The following is a 19,884-nucleotide window of genomic DNA, read 5'->3' on the forward strand; positions in this document are numbered from 1 at the left end:
CCTCTAGTTCCAAACTCTAGATACTGTATAAACGTCACCTAGTTGTTTAATTTTTTCAACGACACGGTACACATCATTGACATTTTTTACCATCACGCTAATATTAATTACAGCATTTTTATCAATGTCTGAACGCCCAGAAACTTTAATCAAGCTTCCAGCAGTAGAATTCACAGCTTGTAATACTTCGTTGAGCAAGCCATTTCTATCATATGCAGTAACCTCTAAATCGACTTGATATTGTTGTGTTGAATCTTTAGATTTTACCCACTCTACCGAAATCAATCGATCTGTTTCATTTTTTATATTTGGACAATCTGTACGATGAACTTTAATCCCGTGTCCTTTAGTGATATAACCAACAATATCATCACCTGGTATAGGATTACAACATTTTGATAACTTGATTAAGACGTTTTCTAATCCCTCAACGTATACACCACTGTCTGTGGTAATATCTTTTTTTATAGGTACAGATTTTGTAACTTCCTGCGCCTCATTTAATGCCTTTTGTTTATCTAATATTCTTTGTCGTTCAGTTAATTTATTGACGATTTGTATTGATGTAACACCACCGAATCCAACGGCTGCGTACAAATCTTCATCATTTGCAAAATGATATTTTTCATTAACGACTTCTAAATTTTTCTCAGTTAAAATATCCTCAACACGGAATCCTTGCTCTTTAATCTCCGCTTCTACCATAAATTTACCTTTTTCTATATTAGAAGAACGATCTTGTTTTTTAAAGAAACTTTTGATTTTACTTTTAGCACTAGAAGATTTTACAATTTTCAACCAGTCTCTACTTGGACCGTAAGAGTGTTTACTTGTACGAATCTCTATAATATCACCAGTTTGTAGAACATAATCTATAGGTACGATTTTACCATTAACCTTAGCCCCAATCATTTTATTTCCTACTTCACTGTGTATTGCATAAGCAAAATCAATTGGTACTGCACCATAAGGTAACTCTATAACATCACTAGCTGGTGTAAATGCATATACCTTATCGCTCTGTAAATCATATTTTAAGGATTCCATAAATTCTTGCGCATCTGCAGAAGTATGGTCAGTTTCAGCAAGTTCTTTTAACCAATTAAGCTTATTTTGAAAATCCTGTGTTTTTTGATTAACTGTCTTACCTTCTTTATAAGCCCAATGTGCAGCAACACCATGTTCAGCGATTTCATGCATTTCGTGTGTTCGAATTTGTATTTCTAAAGGGTCGCCATTGGGTCCAACTACAGTGGTATGTAGTGATTGATACATATTTTGTTTAGGCATAGCTATATAATCTTTAAAACGTCCAGGCATTGGTTTCCATAATGTATGAACTAAACCAAGCGTCGCATAACAATCGTTTATCGAATTAACTATAATACGTATAGCAAGCAAATCAAATATTTGATCAAATTGCTTTTTTTGTTTAATCATTTTGCGATATATACTGTAAATATGTTTTGGTCTACCGTTAATTTCGCCCGAAAGATTCATTTTAGTCATTTCGTTTTTAATTTTATTGATTGCATTTGTAATGTAAGCTTCGCGTTCACTACGTTTTTTCTTCATAAGATTAACGATGCGGAAATATTGGACACTGTCAATATATCTCAGCGCTGTATCTTCAAGTTCCCACTTTATCGTGTTGATTCCAAGTCGATGTGCTAGCGGAGCATAGATTTCTAAGGTTTCCTTAGAGATTCTTACCTGCTTCTCTCTTGGCATTGCCTTTAAAGTTCTCATATTATGAAGCCGATCTGCTAACTTCACTAAAATTACACGTACATCTTTAGCAATAGCAATAAATAGTTTACGATGGTTTTCTGCTTGTTGTTCTTCCTTAGAACGATACTTAACCTTTTTAAGCTTAGTTACCCCGTCTACGATTCGTGCAATTTCTTCATTAAACATATCTTTAACATCTTCAAATGTATAAGAAGTATCTTCAATCACATCATGTAGAAATCCAGCGACAATAGTGGGTCCGTCTAAACGCATCTCTGTTAAAATCCCTGCAACTTGAATAGGATGCATAATATATGGTAAGCCATTTTTTCTAAATTGACCCTTATGTGCCTCATAAGCTATATGATAACTTTTGAGAACATATTCATATTCACTTGTTGATAAATATGATTTAGCTTTATAAAGCACCTCATCCGCGCTATATGGATACTCGTTATTCACTTTAATGACACCCCACTCAATTCATTACTTTCGTTTAGTACTCATGTTGCAAAGATGTTTAACATACCACATGAAAGTACTTATTCATTGTTATTGTATTCATTTTACCATAAATCATTTATAGCTTAAGAAAGTAGAAAGGTTCTACATATATCAAATTATCATGTTCAACTATATAATTGAAACTCATTTATTAATTTTCTAAATAATAGTTTCATGATACTACAATATGACTTACAAATAAATAAATGATGTTAAACTTTAATCACACATTTAAATTTACATTTAAGTTGTCGGTTCCAATTAAAAAATTAAAACACATAATTTTATTTAATATCGATTTAAAACAATGTCCAATTATAAATAGAGATGAATACTTAGCTGATGTTCATAGCAGTTATAAAATAAACTAATATAAAATTGATAATCATTTTAATACATTAAGCTTTTCAAAAAGATTAATGAGCCTGATATTATTTTTTCAGGCTCATAAAAATCTAAATTTTATTATTTTTATTCATCATATGAAATCAAACTCATCACATCATAATCTTTTATTTTATCAATTCCATTCAAATATTTAAGTTCAATAATAAACGCAATACCTACAACTATACCACCTAATTGTTCAACAAGTTTTATTGCAGCTTCAATTGTTCCACCTGTAGCTAGTAAATCATCAGTAATTAAAACTCGTTGTCCAGGTTTAATCGCATCTTTATGCATAGTTAATACGTTAGTTCCATATTCTAAATTATATTCATAACGAATAACTTCTCGAGGTAGTTTTCCTTCTTTACGTACTGGAGCAAAACCAATACCCATTGAGTAAGCAACTGGACACCCTATTATAAACCCTCTGGCTTCAGGACCAACTACTATATCTATATTTTTTTCTTTTGCATATTCAACAATTTGATCCGTAGCATAGCCATAAGCTTCACCATTATCCATTATAGTTGTTATATCCTTAAAGCTTACACCTGCTGAAGGCCAATCTTTTACTTCTGAAACATATTGTTTTAAATCCATTGTTTTTCCTCCTGAAAGCTATGTTAACTTTGATATTATCCATTCTTTTATATTTAAAAAATCATCATAGAGAAGGCGTTCTTCTACTTCCATACGTGCTTGTCTCATTTGGTAAATACGACTATTTTCTATATCTTGTTTATTTGGCGTCGGATTTATCTTAATCAATCCCTTTTCGTCGTAAATAAACTCCAATTCTTTAAAGACTTTAAGCATGAATGTTAATATTTCGGGCTTAATATTTAAGTACTCACAAAGCAGCATACCTTCTTTAATTAAGTCAGTTTCTTTTTTGTTTATTAAAGCTTTGTAACACTTTTTAAAAAGCGACTTGCTAGGGATACCTTCAAAATATATTGACTTATCATGCTGCAGAACTAAATATAGTTGAGAAATTTGTGAATGTTCTAAAGTTTGTTCAATTTCAACCATAGTATTAGGTAAGTCTCTAAACACTATTTTATCATAAGGTCTATCAATAGCCTCACCATAATAATAGTAATGTGAATTGCTTTTTTTGAGTTTCGGATGAATGACATAGGCAACATTTGATTCAGTTTCTTTAAATTGTATATTTTTACGTTTACTACGATAATCCAAAATTTGTAATTGGTCTATAGCAATATCTTTGATGATAAATTGAGGTGTTTGATTACCATTCCATTCATTAATTTGCAATGTTCCTATTATATGAATCGGTTGACCTGCTTCGAGTTCACTTGCTAAATGTCCATGATTCCAAAATAAAGCAGTTAAACCTGAATGACCAAGCGTTAACTTAAGATGTTTATTATCCTGTCCGATTCCTTTTGTTGACTTGACAATTAAATCTCTAACCATAAAAAGAGGACTATTAAAGTCCGTACCAAAAGGCCTTAATTGAAATATATCTTTAATATTTTTAATGTTAATTTCTGTTTCTTCAAGTTGCGCATCCACCTTTATTGAAGGCTCTAATGAAGTGGTAACTGTAAGTTCCTTCATCCACACATTTAGCTCTTTATGTAAACGTTCAATATTATCGATAGGCATCGTCATTCCTGCAGCCATGTGATGACCACCAAACTTATCAATTAACTGTTGATGATCATTTAAAATATCAAACATGGAAACTTGTTCAATCGACCTCGCAGAACCCTTGGCATGATTTTGATTTTTATCAATATTTAAAATTAATGTTGGTAATGCATATGTTTCTACAATTTTAGATGCAACAATACCTAATACACCCTCATGCCAACCCTCTTTGGCAAGTAAAAGAAACAAATGTCCTTGTTTGATTTGTTCCTCTGCTAATATCAATGCTTCATCAGTAATTTTAGATACTATATCTTTACGTTCTTGATTAAAATGTTCAACTTGTTCAGCTAAAAATTCCGCCTCTTCAAATTCATCGGACAATAAAAGTTCAGCAGCTAATGATGCATCTTCTAGTCTACCAACAGCATTTAATCGAGGTCCAATAATAAAACCAATCGTTTCTTCTGTTATTTCATCATTAAAACCCGCTTGATTTAAGATAGCCTTTATGGACGAGGGTGTATGACTGTTTAATATCTTTAATCCTTGCTTTACAATATATCTATTCTCATCTGTTAATGATACTAAATCTGCAATCGTACCTATGGCAGCTAATGCTATGAAATGTTGAGGTGGATGCTTTATCAATCCTTGGGCCAATTTATAAGCAACACCCGCACCACATAAATATTTAAAAGGATATTCAAAATTAGGATGCATCGGATGTACAATTGCAAAAGCATCAGGTAAAGTTTCTCCTATTTCATGATGATCTGTCACTATAACATCTACACCTAATTCTTGTATGGTACTTATTTCATGATGTCCTTGTATACCATTATCTACAGTTATTATTAAGGAGATCCCTTCGTCATAAGCATTTTTAAATGCTAATTCATTAGGTCCATATCCTTCTGTAAATCTATTGGGAATATACCACCCCACCTGAGCGCCAAGTAGACGTAAAGTAGACACTAGAATTGTAGTAGATGTAACACCATCTGCATCATAGTCACCATATACTAGTATTCGTTCATTATGATCGATAGCTAATTTAATGCGATCAATCGCTTTTTGCATATCACTTAATAACATATAATCATGACTAATGTTAGTGTCTTTAAATAGATTTTGAATCTCCTGATTATCCACAATATTTTTACTCTCTAATACCTTTTTTACTATGGGTGAAAGTTTAAATTGATCACTACTACTCTCACTTATAAAGGTGTCAGGTTGAGTTATATCCCAATTATATTTTGATTTAATCATTATAATCGTCCTCATTTCCACAGGTCATTATACCGAAATTTTAATGAAATAAAAAGTACTTGCATTTTTTAAAAGAATATAAAGTTACAATTCTTCACAAAACTTTTATCGTTCAGTTTTTTCATTAACTGCTAACTTAATGATTAAACGCTAATACATGAAATCAAGCCAACCAAAGTAGATAATTCACCTTGGTTGGCTTGTAAACTTTTAAAATTATAAAAATGTGAAGAAGTTAAACTAAGATTTTTTCATCGTTAGATTTCTTCTCTTTGTGCACTATTAATTTATTATTTTTTGTCTTTTTAAACTGTCGTTTCTTCAACATGCCCCATAATGGTACAGCAATGAAAATTGATGAGAATACACCAGATAATAATCCAATTAGCAATGCTAAAGAGAAATTAAATATTGTTGGTGCACCTAAAATTAAAATTGAAACTACCACTACAACTACAGTTAACACTGTATTAATAGAACGTGACATAGTTTGTCTAATAGAGCGGTTGACTATATCATCAATTTGATCAGTATGCGTAATGACTTTAACTTTATGCAGATTTTCTCGAACACGGTCGAAAGTTACGATTGTATCATTGATTGAATAACCAACGATAGTTAATACTGCTGCAATAAACGTTAAATCTACTTCTATTCTAAACAAACTAAAGATTGCAATGATGATAAATACATCATGTAATAATGCAAGTACAGAAGATAGGCCCATACGCCATTCAAATCTTAGTGAAACATAGATAATAATACCTATGGAAGCAAGTATTAATGCAGTTACAGCATTTTTAGCAAGTTCTTGGCCAATGAGAGGTGAAACGGTATTAATTTGTGGATTATCTCCAAATTCAGATTTCACCTTAGCACTTAATTTATTGTCTTCCTCACGTGATAAATCTTTTTTAAACTGAACTGTGGCATTTTTATTTCCACTACCATTAATCTGTATTTGATCTGGTTCTAATCCAGCTGATTTTACAGTTTTCTCAACCTGTGCTTGTGTTATAGCATTTTTAGATTGAATATCTGCTCTTGTTCCGGATGAGAAATCAATACCTAAGTTTAATTTAAATATCGAAATGATAATCAATCCAATAATTACAATTAAAATACTAAGTGAAATAAGTGGCTTAGCTAATTTAACAAAGTTTAACTTTTCATATGATGTTTTTAAATCATGTACATCTTTACCTTCATTAATATCATGTCTATTCTTCTTCTTAACACCAAATAACCAGTATTGTTTTTTAAAGAAGTTTGAAGATACCAGTAATGATAACAACCCTCTTGATAAGAATACTGCGGTTACAAATATCATTAAGATACCTAAGAGTAACATCGTTGCGAAGCCTTTGACTGAACTTTCTCCAAAGAAGAAAAGCACAGCCGCAGCAATGACAGTTGTTAAATTGGAATCAAATATAGTTAAGAATGAACTTTTATTTGCTTTAGAATACGCTTGTTTAAGCGTGCGTCCAATTCTTAGTTCATCTTTAATACGTTCATACATAATGATATTGGCATCGACAGCCATACCTACACCTAAAACTAATGCCGCCAATCCAGGTAGAGTTAATACACCTGATATGAAATTGAATGCGACTAAAGTTAAATAAATATAAGCGGTTAAGGCAATGATTGCAACTAAACCAGGCAAACGATAGAAACCAAGCATAAATAAATAAATTAATGCTATACCTACAATTGATGCAAATATAGTCTTATCTAAAGCATCTTGACCAAATTGTGCACCAACAGAGTTAGAGTAAATTTCTTTTAAATCAACTGGTAATGAACCGGCATTTAATAACTCGGCTATTTGTTTCGCTTCTTCAACACCTTTTTTACCATTGAACCCACCTGAAATTTCAACACTACTAGAATTAATAGGTTGGTCTACACTCGCTGCAGATATAAATTTAGGCTTTTTACCTTCTTGTTGCTTTTTAGCTTCTTTCTTGTAACTATCGCCTTTTTCGAAATCTAACCAAACTACCATGACATTGTCACGTTTTTTAGAAATCTTTTCAGTTACTTTCTTAAATTTATCTTTACTTTTTACTTTAAATGTAACTGTTGGCTGATTAGTTTCTTGTTTAAATTCTTGTTTAGCAGAGCCTTGTTTAATGTCTGAACCAGACATTAAAACATGATCTTCAGCATCTCTAATTGTTAAATTAGCTTGTGTCGATAATAATTTACGCGCTTGTGCTTGATCCTTTATACCTGCTAATTGTACACGAATTCGATTAGGATCTTCGATTTGTATTTTCGGTTCTGATACACCTAGAACATTTACACGATTTTCTAATGTTTGAGATGTAGCCTGAAGTGCTTTTTTATCAATTTTATCTCCTTTATTTAAAGGATCTACTTGGAAGAGGACTTCAAAACCACCTTGCAAATCTAGACCTAAATTAACATTTTTAACTACATTCTTATACGTCATACCCATTCCAGTGAATAGTAGAGCTACGAGGAGTATGAATGCAATTATTCTACTCGTTTTCTTCACATGAACACCTCATTATTTACTTATGTATCTAGAATACTCGATGAATAAATTATCGTGCAAGTTAAAATGATATTACGTTCACTTTAACGGACTTACTTATATTAACATACTCATAGAAATAGTGAAATTATTGTCTAAAAATGCAACAATTTTATAATAATTTTTCTATTTAAACTATGCTAAAAAAACCTGAGACAGAAATTGTCCCAGGCATTCTTAACATTATAATAATCAATACAGAAGTTAAAATGCATTTATCTTATTCATTTAAGACTAAAATACCATTACAGTAGAAAGATAAAATATTCCATAAGCTATTTATCCCCTACATTTAGGTATCAATCTGTATTTATGAAGGGTCTACTTGTTTTATTGCTGGTTTTTCAAAAGTCATTTCTGTTCCATTACTATTTACAGTAATGATTACAGAAGTTTCATCTACAGCTTTAATAGTTCCTTTAATACCACCAATTGTAGTAATCTTTTGACCCGCTTCTACACGGTTAATCATTGCACGATGTTCTTTTGCACGTTTTTGTTGTGGTCTTATTAATAAGAAATACATTACAACCAATAATAAAATTGGTATAATCAATGAAGTTAATTCCATTTTAGTTACTCCTCTTTAAAAGTTTTTAGGGTTTTCTACATTTAATCCATATTGTTCAAAGAATTCATCTTTAAAATCTAAAAGACGGTCTTCTCGAATGGCTTGTCTAATATCTTCCATTAATTTTAGCAGAAAATGTAAATTATGAATAGTAGTAAGACGGATACCAAAAGTCTCTTCCGCTTTAACTAGATGTCTAATATAAGCTCTTGTGTAATGTTGACATGTATAACAGTCACATTGTTCATCAAGTGGTCTTAAATCATCTGCATATTTAGCGTTTTTAACAACTAATCGACCATTTGATGTCATACAAGTACCATTTCTAGCAATTCTAGTAGGCAATACACAATCAAACATATCCATACCCCTAATGCTACATTCAATCAAAGCATCAGGAGAACCTACTCCCATTAAATATCTAGGTTTATCTTTCGGCATAAATTGTTCTGTATGTTCAACCATGTCATACATAACAGGTTTTGGCTCACCTACAGACAGCCCTCCTATCGCATACCCTGGAAAATCAAGACTGACAAGTTCTTTAGCACTTTGTTCTCTTAAATCTTTGTATTCTCCGCCTTGAATAATACCGAACAGTGCTTGTTCTTCAGGGCGTTGATGTGCTTTTAAACATCTGGCTGCCCATCGAGTTGTACGTTCGATTGAATCTTTGACGTACTCATATTCAGCTGGCATTGGTGGACATTCATCAAATGCCATCATAATATCAGAACCTAAATCATTCTGTATTTGCATAGACTTCTCGGGACTCAAAAATAGCTTTGAGCCATTAGTATGGTGTCTAAATTCTACACCTTCTTCAGAAATTTTGCGCAAATTACTTAAACTAAATACTTGGAAACCACCAGAATCTGTTAAAATTGGACCGTCCCAATTCATGAATTTGTGTAATCCCCCAGCGTGCTTGATAATATCATTTCCTGGTTGTAACCACAAATGATATGTGTTTCCTAATATAATCTTTGCTTCTATGTCTCTTAATTCTTCCGGGCTCATTGTTTTAACTGTTGCTTTTGTCCCAACCGGCATAAACATTGGTGTTTCAAAAGATCCATGCGGTGTATGTACAATTCCTAATCTGGCACCGGATTGTTTACATGTTTTTATATGCTCATATGTCACTGCAGGCATATGTTAAACCTCACATTCTTTTATATAATTAACATTGCATCTCCAAAGCTAAAGAATCGATACTCCATTTCAACAGCTTTATGATAAGCGTTTAAAATATATTTTTTACTGCTAAATGCTGAAACTAGCATGACTAACGTTGACTTGGGTAAGTGGAAATTAGTAATTAACCCATCTATCGCTTTAAACTCAAAGCCAGGATAAATAAAGATATCAGTCCATCCACTTGTGGCAACAAATTGAGGATGATCACGACGTATCGTTTCTAATGTACGCGTTGATGTTGTTCCAACTGATATCACACGCTTACCATTTTCTTTTGTTTGATTTAATAAATCAGCCGTTTTTTGTGTCATTTGATAATACTCACTATGCATTTCGTGATCATCGATATTATCAACACTTACGGGTCTAAAGGTTCCTAATCCAACATGTAATGTAATAAAGGCAATATGAACCCCTTTTTGTTCAATTTTATTTAATAAATCATCAGTAAAATGTAAACCTGCTGTTGGTGCAGCTGCTGATCCACTCTCTTTAGCATAAACCGTTTGATACCTATCAGGATCATCTAATCTTTCTTTAATGTATGGAGGTAATGGCATCTCACCTAATTCATCTAAGCGTTCTTGAAGTATACCCTCATAATGTAGACGCATAATACGCCCACCTTGTTCAAGTTCCTCAATACACTCAGCAACGATTTTACCATCTCCAAAATTTAGACGATGACCTTTTTTAATTCTCTTTGCAGGTTTAAGTAAAACTTCCCAATCATTACCTTCAATTTGGGTGAGCATTAGCATTTCAACTTTAGCACCAGTTTCTTCTTTTTGGCCAAATAATCTAGCAGGCATAACACGTGTATCGTTAAGAACCAATGTATCACCAGGCTCAAAATAATGGATGACATCTCTAAAATGTAAGTGTGTCATCTCACCAGTGTCTTTTCTAAGAACTAACAATCTACTTTGGTCTCTGTTTTTTAGTGGTGTTTGTGCAATGAGAGACTCTGGCAAATGATAATCGAAATCTTCGATATTCAATTTATTCCCTCTTTTCGTTAGTAGTATTAAAGTGTTCAAAGGCTAAAGCAGTTGCTTTTCTCCCGCGTGGAGTCCTTTCCAAGAAACCTTTTTGGATTAAGAAAGGTTCATATACATCTTCTATAGTCACCCGTTCTTCACCTATTGAAACTGCAATTGTATCTAATCCAACAGGACCACCGTTGTACTGATTAATAATACAATTCATCATTTTATGGTCGATGTAATCTAAACCTTGTTGATCGACCTGCAATAATTGTAATGCTCGTTTAGTCGTTTCAATATATATCTGATCGTCTTCATTTACTTGTTGGAAGTCTCTTACACGTTTTAGTAACCTATTCGCTATCCTAGGTGTACCTCTAGAGCGACGAGCTAATTCTAAAGCACTTTCCTTATCGATGTCCGTTCCAAGCACCTCTGCAGTTCGCGTGATTATTTCCTTTAAATCATTTTCATTATAGTACTCTAATCTAAGATGCACACCAAAACGATCTCTTAACGGACCCGTCAAACTACCGGCTCTTGTCGTTGCTCCAACTAATGTAAAAGGTGGCAAATCTATTCGAATGCTTCTTGCTTCATCGCCTTTACCAATAATGATATCTAAGAAAAAGTCCTCCATAGCAGGGTACAGAACTTCTTCAACAACACTACTTAATCTATGAATTTCATCGATAAATAACACATCACCTGGCTGTAACCCAGATAATATCGCTGCTAAGTCACCTGGTCTTTCTAAAGATGGTCCTGAAATAGTACGAATATTTACATCCATCTCATTAGCAATGATATTTGATAGAGTCGTTTTACCTAGTCCTGGAGGACCAAATAACAAGACATGATCGAGAGGCTCTTGTCTAAGTTTGGCAGCCTTGATAAAGACTTCTAAATTACTTTTTATAGAGGATTGACCTATATACTGCTTTAATTGTGTTGGTCTTAGTGATAATTCCAAGTCAGTATCTTCATTATGAAATTCTTGATCGACCATTCTTTTATCCATTTGACTTCCTCCATTAAGAAACTAGTGTTTGTAGTCCTATTTTAACGGCTTCATCCACACTATTCACATTATGTTTGTTGAGTGATTTTTCTACTTTACTTAATTCTCGTTTAGAATAGCCCAGTGCTTGTAAAGCTAATAGTGCTTCAGATATAATTTGATTTTGCTCATTACCATTAACTTGAGTTTGTAATAAATCGTCACTATTTTCTTCAGTAATTGTAACCTTCCCTTTTAAATCTAACACAATTTGTCTTGCAGTTTTCTTTCCTATCCCAGGAAATTGTGTTAAATAAGCATCATTTTCATTTTCGATAGCTAATTTAACTTCATGTGGTGTACTTGAAGCAAGTATCGCCAAAGCGGATTTAGGTCCTATACCAGTCACTTTTATTAAGCTAAGAAACATTTCTTTTTCCTCTTCATTGATAAAGCCATATAGTAATTGGGCATCTTCTCGTACAATTAGTGAAGTATAAATTTGGACTTCTTTTTCAAGATATTTTTGAAAACGATACGAATTAGGCGTTTGTATTTCATAACCTATGCCACATGTCTCAACTACTACATGTGTAGGGAACAATTGAGATAATGTTCCTTTAATATATGCATACATGTCAGTACTCCTTTACATAGTCATACTTATTAAGTCTACTTTAGTTACATGATTTATCTCTCTTAATGATTCAATGACCTCGTCAATGGATAAATTAGAATTTCTCGCATTCAAAGATAATGTGATTGTCGCTTTATCTTCAATTGGAACACTTTGATGTATTGTCAAAACTGATAATTTAAGTTGCGAGATTGCATTAAGAACTTGGGCTAACATTCCAACAATATCATTTACATATAAAATCAAAGTAAATTCTCTTTGATCTAATATTTTTTCATCTACTGGAAATATTGTCTCTCTGTATTTGTAAAATGCACTTCTAGAGAGATTGAATTGTTTTACAGCATCATAAATGGACAAATTCGAATTATTTTTTAAAGCATCCTTAACTTTTAAAGTTTTGATGACAGATTCTGGTAGTACATCTTCTCTAATTAAATAAAATTTTCGATTGTCTTTATTGTCCAATTTAGACACCCCTATTCGACAAATTCAAATTCTCCACCTAAGATTCTAACAATATCACCATTGCTACAACCTCTCTCTCTTAAAGCATCATCAATACCCATTGACCGCATTTGTCTTGCAAACCTTCTTACAGCTGGATCACTATTGAAATCAGTCATTTTAAACATTCTTTCAATAGCATTGCCACTCACTACATATGCGCCGTCATCATCTCTAGAAATAGTAAATTTATCTGCTGATGGTGTGTGTTTATATAATACACGATTAACACCTAAATTCTCATCTTCTTCAACCGAGAAGTCAACATCTTTAACTTCCTCGAGCTTATCAGCAATTTGATATAATAATTGATCAATATTGTCTCTCGTAATAGTTGAAACAGGAACGACTGTCACATCATTATCTAATTGTTCCTTAAAAAGTGACAAATTCCCTTGTGAATCAGGTAAATCCATTTTATTTGCTACTATAATTTGCGGACGATCTTCTAAGCGTTGTTTATAATTTATTAATTCTTGATTAATAATTTTATAATCATCTAATGGGTCTCGACCTTCTGACCCACTCATATCAATCATATGGACAATCACTTTAGTTCGTTCAACATGTCTTAAGAATTGATGTCCAAGGCCGACACCATCAGAAGCGCCCTCAATTAATCCTGGTAAATCTGCCATAACAAAACTTCTATGATCAGGCGTTGAAACGACACCTAGATTAGGTTTTATTGTCGTAAAATGATAAGCACCTATCTTAGGTTTCGCTTTAGAAACTATTGTAAGCAATGTGGATTTACCTACACTAGGAAAACCTACTAATCCAACATCTGCTAACAATTTCAACTCTAAAGTTACTTCTAATTCTTCGCCTGGCTCACCCTTTTCACTAAAATCAGGTGCAGGATTTCTAGGGGTAGCAAATCTTGAGTTACCACGCCCGCCACGTCCTCCTCTAGCTACAATAGCACGTTGGCCATCTTCAACCAAATCTGCAAGCACTTCTTCACTTTCAACACTTTTAATAATTGTACCTGGTGGTACTTTTAACACTAAGTCTTCCGCATTTTTACCATGCATGTTGCTACTTTGACCATTTTCGCCTTTTTTAGCTTTAAAATGTCTTTGATATCTGAAATCTAATAAAGTTCTCAATCCTTCATCCACCTCAAATATCACAGAAGCACCTTTACCACCGTCGCCACCAGCTGGACCACCAAAAGGTACATATTTTTCTCTTCTATAAGCAGTGATGCCATTACCTCCATCACCAGCTTTTAGAGATATTTTCACTTGATCGACGAACATATATCTCACCTCTTTTACTCCGAAATTTTCATCTTATTAATTATATCACTATACATAATGATATAAAAACTATAGTCAATAAGTATTTTTATCTAAACAAAATAAAACACCAGAAGTATTCACTTCTGGTGTTTACTAGACAAAATTATTCAGCAACTGCGTATACAGAAACTTGCTTTTTGTCGCGACCTTTGCGTTCAAACTTAACAACGCCGTCGATTTTAGCGAATAATGTATCATCGCCACCACGACCTACATTTTCACCAGGGTAGATTTTAGTACCACGTTGGCGATAAAGAATAGAACCACCTGATACATATTGACCATCAGCACGTTTTGCACCTAAACGTTTAGACTCAGAGTCACGTCCGTTTTTTGTAGAACTTACCCCTTTTTTAGATGCGAAGAATTGTAAGTTTAATTTTAACATCGGGATACACCTCACTTATAATTTAATTTGATATTTTCATTATATTCTTCTTCTATCGTTTGTAAAGAAACTAACATTGCTTGAAGAATTAATTGAGCTTCTTTGTTATTCGTATCAACACTTCTTATATGAAAATATCCGCCGTCATCTTCATAGTTGATATCTGGCTTCTCTGATGTTAATCCCATTATAGCATTAACACTTCCAAATAAGACTGCTGATGCTCCTGCACAGACAATATCATGACCATATTCACCATGATTTGCATGACCATCCATGACTACATCTGTGACCTTACCTTCGTCATTAACCGTAATATCAACAGTAATCATACGATTATGCGTTGATTTTATCGATAGTTAATTTAGTATATGGTTGACGATGGCCTTTTTTACGTTTAGAGTCTTTACGACGTTTGTAAGTGAAGACAGTAATTTTTTTACCGCGTCCTTGTTTATTAACTGTCGCAGTTACTGATGCACCTTCAACTGTTGGAGCACCAACTTTAACTGAGTCGCCACCTACAAATAAAACTTTATCAAAAGTGAAAGAGTCACCTTCGTTAGCATTTAATTTTTCAACGTAGATTTCTTGACCTTCTTCTACTTTGATTTGTTTTCCACCTGTTTCAATAATAGCAAACATACTTTGCACCTCCTATATAATAAGTCACGCCATATACAGGTGACAATATGATTGTACTTCAACCTGTATGTGAGCGGTTGTATGTAGCTTGAAACTACTCAACTACTGCATCTTACCATCACTAAGCCTTACTGTCAATTGTGTTTTTTATTTTTTTAGTAAATTTAATAATAATAGGAAATAACATAATTAGTAGTAAAAAATTAATGATGAGAGTTGGAATAAGTCTTAATAATACAAACTCTATTAAATTAAATTCAATGAAACCTATTACTCCATAAATCATAGCCACATATATTTCTAAAAATACTGTGGATAATAAAATGATAAAAAATAATACAGAATAATCACGATAAAAGATCTTAAAAAATTTATCAACTATAACAACTAAAATGATATATCCAAACATATATAGACCATATATACTTCCGAAATATAAATCAGTTACTATTCCGAAGAAGAAAGCTAAAGACATAGCAACGCCAAAACCTCGGTAAACAGTCATGATAAGAATGTACATGATAGTTAAATGTGGTACAAAAATAATATCAATTTTTCCGAAATGCATGGGGATGGTAAGCCCTATAATGGTATCAATATAAAATAGAAGTATTCCTATTAGAAAGTAATAAAAAGTACGCATTAATTATCACTACCTTCATTAGGAATAGTACTAACATCACGTTTAGCAACATATACATGAGTTAAATCTGTCATATCAGCTCCAGTTTTGACCCGTACTTGTTTTGCAAGCCCGTATTGATCATTTTCGACTTTTGTTACTTCACCTATATACAACCCACTAGGTAATTGATCTGCTAATCCACTTGTTACTACTTTATCTCCTTTTTTAACGCTATCTTTGTTATTAATATCACTTATGATCAATTCTTCGTTTTTATTGTCGTATCGATCAATTAAACCAAAAATATTCTTAGTACCGTGGTGAATATTAACAGATAATTTTCCTGCCCGAGTATGAGTGGAAATAAGGTCTACTTGTGATGAAAATTGATTAACTTTGGTTACTCTTCCAACTAATCCTTCTGATGTCATGACGGCCATATTATTTTTTATACCTGCTTTAGAGCCCTTATCTATTAATATCGTATTCATCCATTGATCTGGGTTTCTCGCAATAACTGTAGTAGAAATAGGTTCATATTTTGATAAATCTTTGATATCAAGTTCTTTTTTATATTTCTTATTTTCTGATTCTAACTCTTCATTTTTAGCTTCAAGTTGTTTGATTTTATTTTTATCCTTTTTTGAGCTTCCTTTTTCAAATAAATTACCAATAGATCCAGTAACAAATTGAATTGGATAACTAATAACTCTTTGTCCAAATGATACAGAGTCTCCTACGTATTGTTCAGGTGGAGATTGGGTCTGAGAACGTATCGATAACCCTATTAATGCAATAAAAATAATCATTGCACACAAAACGACAATGAGCTTGTTATTTCTAAAAAACTTAAGCACCCAGAACACCTCTATATGACTAAAATTAGTATCTTTATATATTTTATATTACTCATTCAGTTAAATAAAGCACTAACTTTACGAAATTGATTCTATTTTATTATTTGCCACTTTAGAACTAACATTAACTAATCTAATTAATAAAATAGATAGATTAAACGAGCTTTGGAAAACGGCACTAAATCTTGATATAACTAGACTTCAAATAATTTTTCAGTATAATCATTAGCTGTCAGAACATAAAAGTACCTGGAACAAAATTCATCGTCCCAGGCTTAACACAAAGATCAAGATTTTATTTTTATTAAAATGATAAAAATATTTATATCATTCTAAAATGAGCAATTTTACTTACTGTATTACACTTACTGATTCACTTTACTTTGATAAGCTATTCTTTATCTTTCTTATTTGAAGACTTCTCTTTCTTTTCATCCTCACTATAAAGTGTTTCTTCTTTTCTCCAGCGAGCAAAAAGATTTTGCGCTTTTGCTTGTTCATTAGCTTGTTTTTCTTTCGATTGTTCAGCCATTTTGAATCACACCAACCTTTATAAATAATCTATATAAACCCTAACGTATTTAAAACTGGTTTTCAAATGAATCATTCCTATTGTTATTGATAGGCTTCAATTGGCTTCAAATTAATAGGTTGCTTTAATTGATTTAAGTCTTCGTTCATTTCGAATTCAGTATTATAAACTCGGATATAATCATCACCAAATTTATAAATAATAAATTCATCACCTTGTTGACCAGCAAGATATTCGTCATTGAATCCCATACGTTCTAATCCTGAAACAGACATAAATTCTGCCTTATCAATCATATTAAAAACTGTCTTGATTTGACTTGCTGGAACATTATTGATGATATCATTATCTTTTAAAATGTAACTTTTATCGTTACTAGGCTGTGAATAGAGTGTATTATTTTTTTGACTCGCTTTTTGTGTGATATTTTGATGATGATTGTTCATATCATTAAGTGGGTTCCATTCTTGATTTTTGAGAAATGGTGCATGTTGAAGAGCTATATATATAATCAATATTATCGCTATTACTGCAATAATATTTTTTATAACACTAAAGATATACCTCATACGAACCCCCCTTTACAAATCAAATTTAGTATAATTTAAAATATTTTTCATTACATCAGACTATAGCCGTATAGATGATGTATCTATAGACCGATGGCAAATCTGTTAATATAATATATAATACTACATATACAATATAAGTGATTTAAGGAGGTTCAACACAATGAGCATTTTAACGATTATTTTAATTGTTTTGCTAGTCATCCTCTTATTTAAAGTTGGATTATCTATATTACGCTTTTTGATTTCAGCTGGCATTGTTTTGTTATGTATCTATTTAGGTTATCAAGGTGTATTATGGTTATTTGAGCATTTTCAAAACTTTTCAGGTTTTATTCAATAATAAATGATAAGTTAGCTATACAAATTTTTTAATTAAAATTGTTAATGTATTAAGCTAGCTTTTTTATTCATCAAAATACCCCGCTTCGACTAAACTCGTAAATTTATTATCACCAATAATAATATGATCAAGTAAATTTATACCTAATATATCTCCGCACTCTTTAAGTCTATAAGTTGTAGTAATATCCTCTTTCGAAGGTGTTACATCACCTGAAGGATGATTATGTACAACTATTATTGAATTAGAAGACTCTCTTATTGCAATATTAAATACTTCTCTTGGATGAATAATCGAACTATTCAATGTGCCTTTATATACCCAAGCTTGTTTTGTGACTATATTTTTTGAGTTAAGTAAAAGTACAACAAAATGTTCTTGCTCTAAATCTTTCATTGTCGACATCATCAGACTAGCAACATCACTAGGATGTGTAATCTGTACTTTGTCTAAAGTGCTTGTAGAATTAATACGTTCACCTAGTTCAAATGCAGCCTGCAATATTACAGCTTTATAAAGTCCAATGCCCTTTATTTTCAGTAGATCATTGATAGACATTTTTTTTAAATCTCTAATTGTGGATTGTTGCTTCAATAATTCGTTTGCAATGTCTATACTAGAAAATCCTTTTCTACCAGTGTTTAAGAGAATTGCTAAAAGTTCAACATTAGATAGAGTTTTAGCGCCATATGTAATTAAACGCTCTCTAGGTTTTTCATGCAGAGCCATTTCATTTATTCTCAATAAAATTCTCCCCCTAAAAGAAATAAAATGTGACGATAAACTAATGAAGTTACTACGAATGATATGAATATAAATGGTATTAAAGGTAAATATTTAATATCTTTAAAAGAAAAAAATTTTAAAATTATGGCAAAAATCCCCCCAATAATAAACGTAAATACAACAATAAAAAAGAAAAAATTTAACGGAAATATAAGTCCCAATATGTTAAAAAGCAATATGTCTCCATACCCTATAAATTTAGATGCGAATAGATAAATGACATGTGAAATCAAAAATATCATTACAAAATTACCAAAATAGGTTTGGGTTACGAAAACGGATACGATTGTGTAGACAAATAAGAGTCTTAAATCTATATGCATTGAGTGAATATCGTAAAGACACATCGTCAGTAGAAACAGGAAAGTTGTTAAAAATAATATGAAGTGTATATTAAAATGAGTAGGATAAAAGAAGAAAATTGCACTAAACGAAACGAATTCTCCGATTAAATATAACCGTTGTAATGGTTGATTACAACAACGAGATTGTCCACGAAGTTTTAAAAAACTTATAATAGGCAGTAAATCTAAGGGTTTAATGATAGTATGACAAAAATCACAGTGAGACCTTGAATAAAGATATTGAAGTTTTACTATATTTTGATTGCAAAATTGATAAAGAAAACTAAATATAATGCTACAAGTATAGGCAAGTAATAGCATATATCACACTCCTCAATATTTATTATAAACAGTCTTAAATAAAAGTAAATATGAGAGGAATTTTACAATTCATTCGTGAGTATGTCTTTTTTCTATACTTTAATAAACATAAATTATTAAAGAAGATTATAAAAAGAAAGAGTGAAACTTACAGTTTTAACTGCAGTTGTCACTCTTTTGAAT

General features: G+C 31.9%; 21 protein-coding genes and 1 other annotated feature. Of the genes, 1 reads left to right on the forward strand and 20 read right to left on the reverse strand.

Annotation, left to right across the window (positions count from 1 at the left end; genetic code table 11):
* Positions 1 to 3: 3 nt before the first annotated feature.
* The 18 genes from HMPREF2663_RS01100 to HMPREF2663_RS01185 form a co-directional block, all read right to left on the reverse strand.
* Positions 4 to 2,193: a RelA/SpoT family protein gene (locus HMPREF2663_RS01100; protein WP_001832683.1), complete on the reverse strand. Its 2,190-nt coding sequence runs from the start codon at positions 2,191 to 2,193 to the stop codon at positions 4 to 6.
* A gap of 513 nt (positions 2,194 to 2,706) precedes the next feature.
* Positions 2,707 to 3,225: an adenine phosphoribosyltransferase gene (locus HMPREF2663_RS01105; protein WP_001832698.1), complete on the reverse strand. Its 519-nt coding sequence runs from the start codon at positions 3,223 to 3,225 to the stop codon at positions 2,707 to 2,709.
* Positions 3,226 to 3,243: 18 nt separating this feature from the next.
* Positions 3,244 to 5,517: a single-stranded-DNA-specific exonuclease RecJ gene (gene recJ, locus HMPREF2663_RS01110; protein WP_002487452.1), complete on the reverse strand. Its 2,274-nt coding sequence runs from the start codon at positions 5,515 to 5,517 to the stop codon at positions 3,244 to 3,246.
* 235 nt (positions 5,518 to 5,752) lie between these two features.
* A complete protein-coding gene (gene secDF / locus HMPREF2663_RS01115) occupies positions 5,753 to 8,044 on the reverse strand; it encodes a protein translocase subunit SecDF (protein ID WP_070845598.1) in 2,292 nt (763 codons plus the stop codon).
* Between the two features lie 349 nt (positions 8,045 to 8,393).
* A complete protein-coding gene (yajC, locus tag HMPREF2663_RS01120; protein ID WP_001830800.1) occupies positions 8,394 to 8,654 on the reverse strand; it encodes a preprotein translocase subunit YajC in 261 nt (86 codons plus the stop codon).
* Between the two features lie 15 nt (positions 8,655 to 8,669).
* Positions 8,670 to 9,809: a tRNA guanosine(34) transglycosylase Tgt gene (tgt, locus tag HMPREF2663_RS01125; protein WP_070845600.1), complete on the reverse strand. Its 1,140-nt coding sequence runs from the start codon at positions 9,807 to 9,809 to the stop codon at positions 8,670 to 8,672.
* A 20-nt stretch (positions 9,810 to 9,829) separates the two neighbouring features.
* Entirely contained in the window at positions 9,830 to 10,855 is a 1,026-nt protein-coding gene (gene queA, locus HMPREF2663_RS01130; RefSeq protein WP_020363534.1) for a tRNA preQ1(34) S-adenosylmethionine ribosyltransferase-isomerase QueA, read from the reverse strand.
* A 1-nt stretch (position 10,856) separates the two neighbouring features.
* On the reverse strand, positions 10,857 to 11,861 hold the full coding sequence (gene ruvB / locus HMPREF2663_RS01135) for a Holliday junction branch migration DNA helicase RuvB (protein WP_060545575.1): 1,005 nt from the start codon (positions 11,859 to 11,861) through the stop codon (positions 10,857 to 10,859).
* Positions 11,862 to 11,874: 13 nt separating this feature from the next.
* Positions 11,875 to 12,477, reverse strand: coding sequence for a Holliday junction branch migration protein RuvA (ruvA, locus tag HMPREF2663_RS01140; protein ID WP_002457788.1), 603 nt, complete (start codon positions 12,475 to 12,477; stop codon positions 11,875 to 11,877).
* Between the two features lie 12 nt (positions 12,478 to 12,489).
* Positions 12,490 to 12,945 carry an ACT domain-containing protein gene (locus tag HMPREF2663_RS01145; RefSeq protein WP_002457789.1) on the reverse strand — a complete coding sequence of 152 codons (456 nt, stop codon included), beginning with the start codon at positions 12,943 to 12,945 and terminating at the stop codon, positions 12,490 to 12,492.
* An 11-nt stretch (positions 12,946 to 12,956) separates the two neighbouring features.
* On the reverse strand, positions 12,957 to 14,249 hold the full coding sequence (obgE, locus tag HMPREF2663_RS01150; protein WP_070845602.1) for a GTPase ObgE: 1,293 nt from the start codon (positions 14,247 to 14,249) through the stop codon (positions 12,957 to 12,959).
* Between the two features lie 145 nt (positions 14,250 to 14,394).
* A complete protein-coding gene (gene rpmA / locus HMPREF2663_RS01155; RefSeq protein WP_001830822.1) occupies positions 14,395 to 14,679 on the reverse strand; it encodes a 50S ribosomal protein L27 in 285 nt (94 codons plus the stop codon).
* A gap of 11 nt (positions 14,680 to 14,690) precedes the next feature.
* Positions 14,691 to 15,011: a ribosomal-processing cysteine protease Prp gene (locus HMPREF2663_RS01160; protein ID WP_001830797.1), complete on the reverse strand. Its 321-nt coding sequence runs from the start codon at positions 15,009 to 15,011 to the stop codon at positions 14,691 to 14,693.
* 4 nt (positions 15,012 to 15,015) lie between these two features.
* Complete coding sequence (gene rplU / locus HMPREF2663_RS01165) at positions 15,016 to 15,324, reverse strand: 50S ribosomal protein L21 (protein WP_001830820.1); 309 nt, start codon at positions 15,322 to 15,324, stop codon at positions 15,016 to 15,018.
* Positions 15,325 to 15,336: 12 nt separating this feature from the next.
* Positions 15,337 to 15,413, reverse strand: a sequence feature (ribosomal protein L21 leader region).
* Positions 15,414 to 15,445: 32 nt separating this feature from the next.
* The gene (mreD, locus tag HMPREF2663_RS01170; protein WP_002446625.1) at positions 15,446 to 15,967 is read right to left on the reverse strand and encodes a rod shape-determining protein MreD; all 522 of its coding nucleotides are present in this window, start codon (positions 15,965 to 15,967) and stop codon (positions 15,446 to 15,448) included.
* Positions 15,967 to 16,806, reverse strand: a complete 840-nt coding sequence (mreC, locus tag HMPREF2663_RS01175) for a rod shape-determining protein MreC (protein ID WP_002446626.1) — start codon at positions 16,804 to 16,806, stop codon at positions 15,967 to 15,969. Before mreC ends, mreD begins: the two co-directional genes overlap by 1 nt.
* Positions 16,807 to 17,197: 391 nt before the next feature.
* Positions 17,198 to 17,338 (reverse strand): hypothetical protein, encoded by a 141-nt coding sequence (locus HMPREF2663_RS01180; protein WP_002446627.1) that lies wholly within the window; start codon positions 17,336 to 17,338, stop codon positions 17,198 to 17,200.
* 83 nt (positions 17,339 to 17,421) lie between these two features.
* A complete protein-coding gene (locus HMPREF2663_RS01185) occupies positions 17,422 to 17,907 on the reverse strand; it encodes a DUF4930 family protein (RefSeq protein ID WP_002446628.1) in 486 nt (161 codons plus the stop codon).
* Positions 17,908 to 18,070: 163 nt separating this feature from the next.
* On the opposite strand from HMPREF2663_RS01185, the gene HMPREF2663_RS01190 reads away from it, so the two are divergent.
* A complete protein-coding gene (locus HMPREF2663_RS01190) occupies positions 18,071 to 18,250 on the forward strand; it encodes a hypothetical protein (protein WP_002446629.1) in 180 nt (59 codons plus the stop codon).
* Positions 18,251 to 18,313: 63 nt separating this feature from the next.
* On the opposite strand, the gene radC is transcribed toward HMPREF2663_RS01190, so the two are convergent.
* Together radC and HMPREF2663_RS01200 are read right to left on the reverse strand one after the other, a co-directional pair.
* Positions 18,314 to 18,994: a RadC family protein gene (gene radC, locus HMPREF2663_RS01195; RefSeq protein WP_002446630.1), complete on the reverse strand. Its 681-nt coding sequence runs from the start codon at positions 18,992 to 18,994 to the stop codon at positions 18,314 to 18,316.
* Entirely contained in the window at positions 18,991 to 19,701 is a 711-nt protein-coding gene (locus tag HMPREF2663_RS01200; protein WP_002446631.1) for a prepilin peptidase, read from the reverse strand. Before HMPREF2663_RS01200 ends, radC begins: the two co-directional genes overlap by 4 nt.
* Between the last annotated feature and the right edge of the window lie 183 nt (positions 19,702 to 19,884).

It is taken from the genome of Staphylococcus sp. HMSC077D08, from assembly GCF_001837945.1.
Taxonomy (GTDB): domain Bacteria; phylum Bacillota; class Bacilli; order Staphylococcales; family Staphylococcaceae; genus Staphylococcus; species Staphylococcus epidermidis.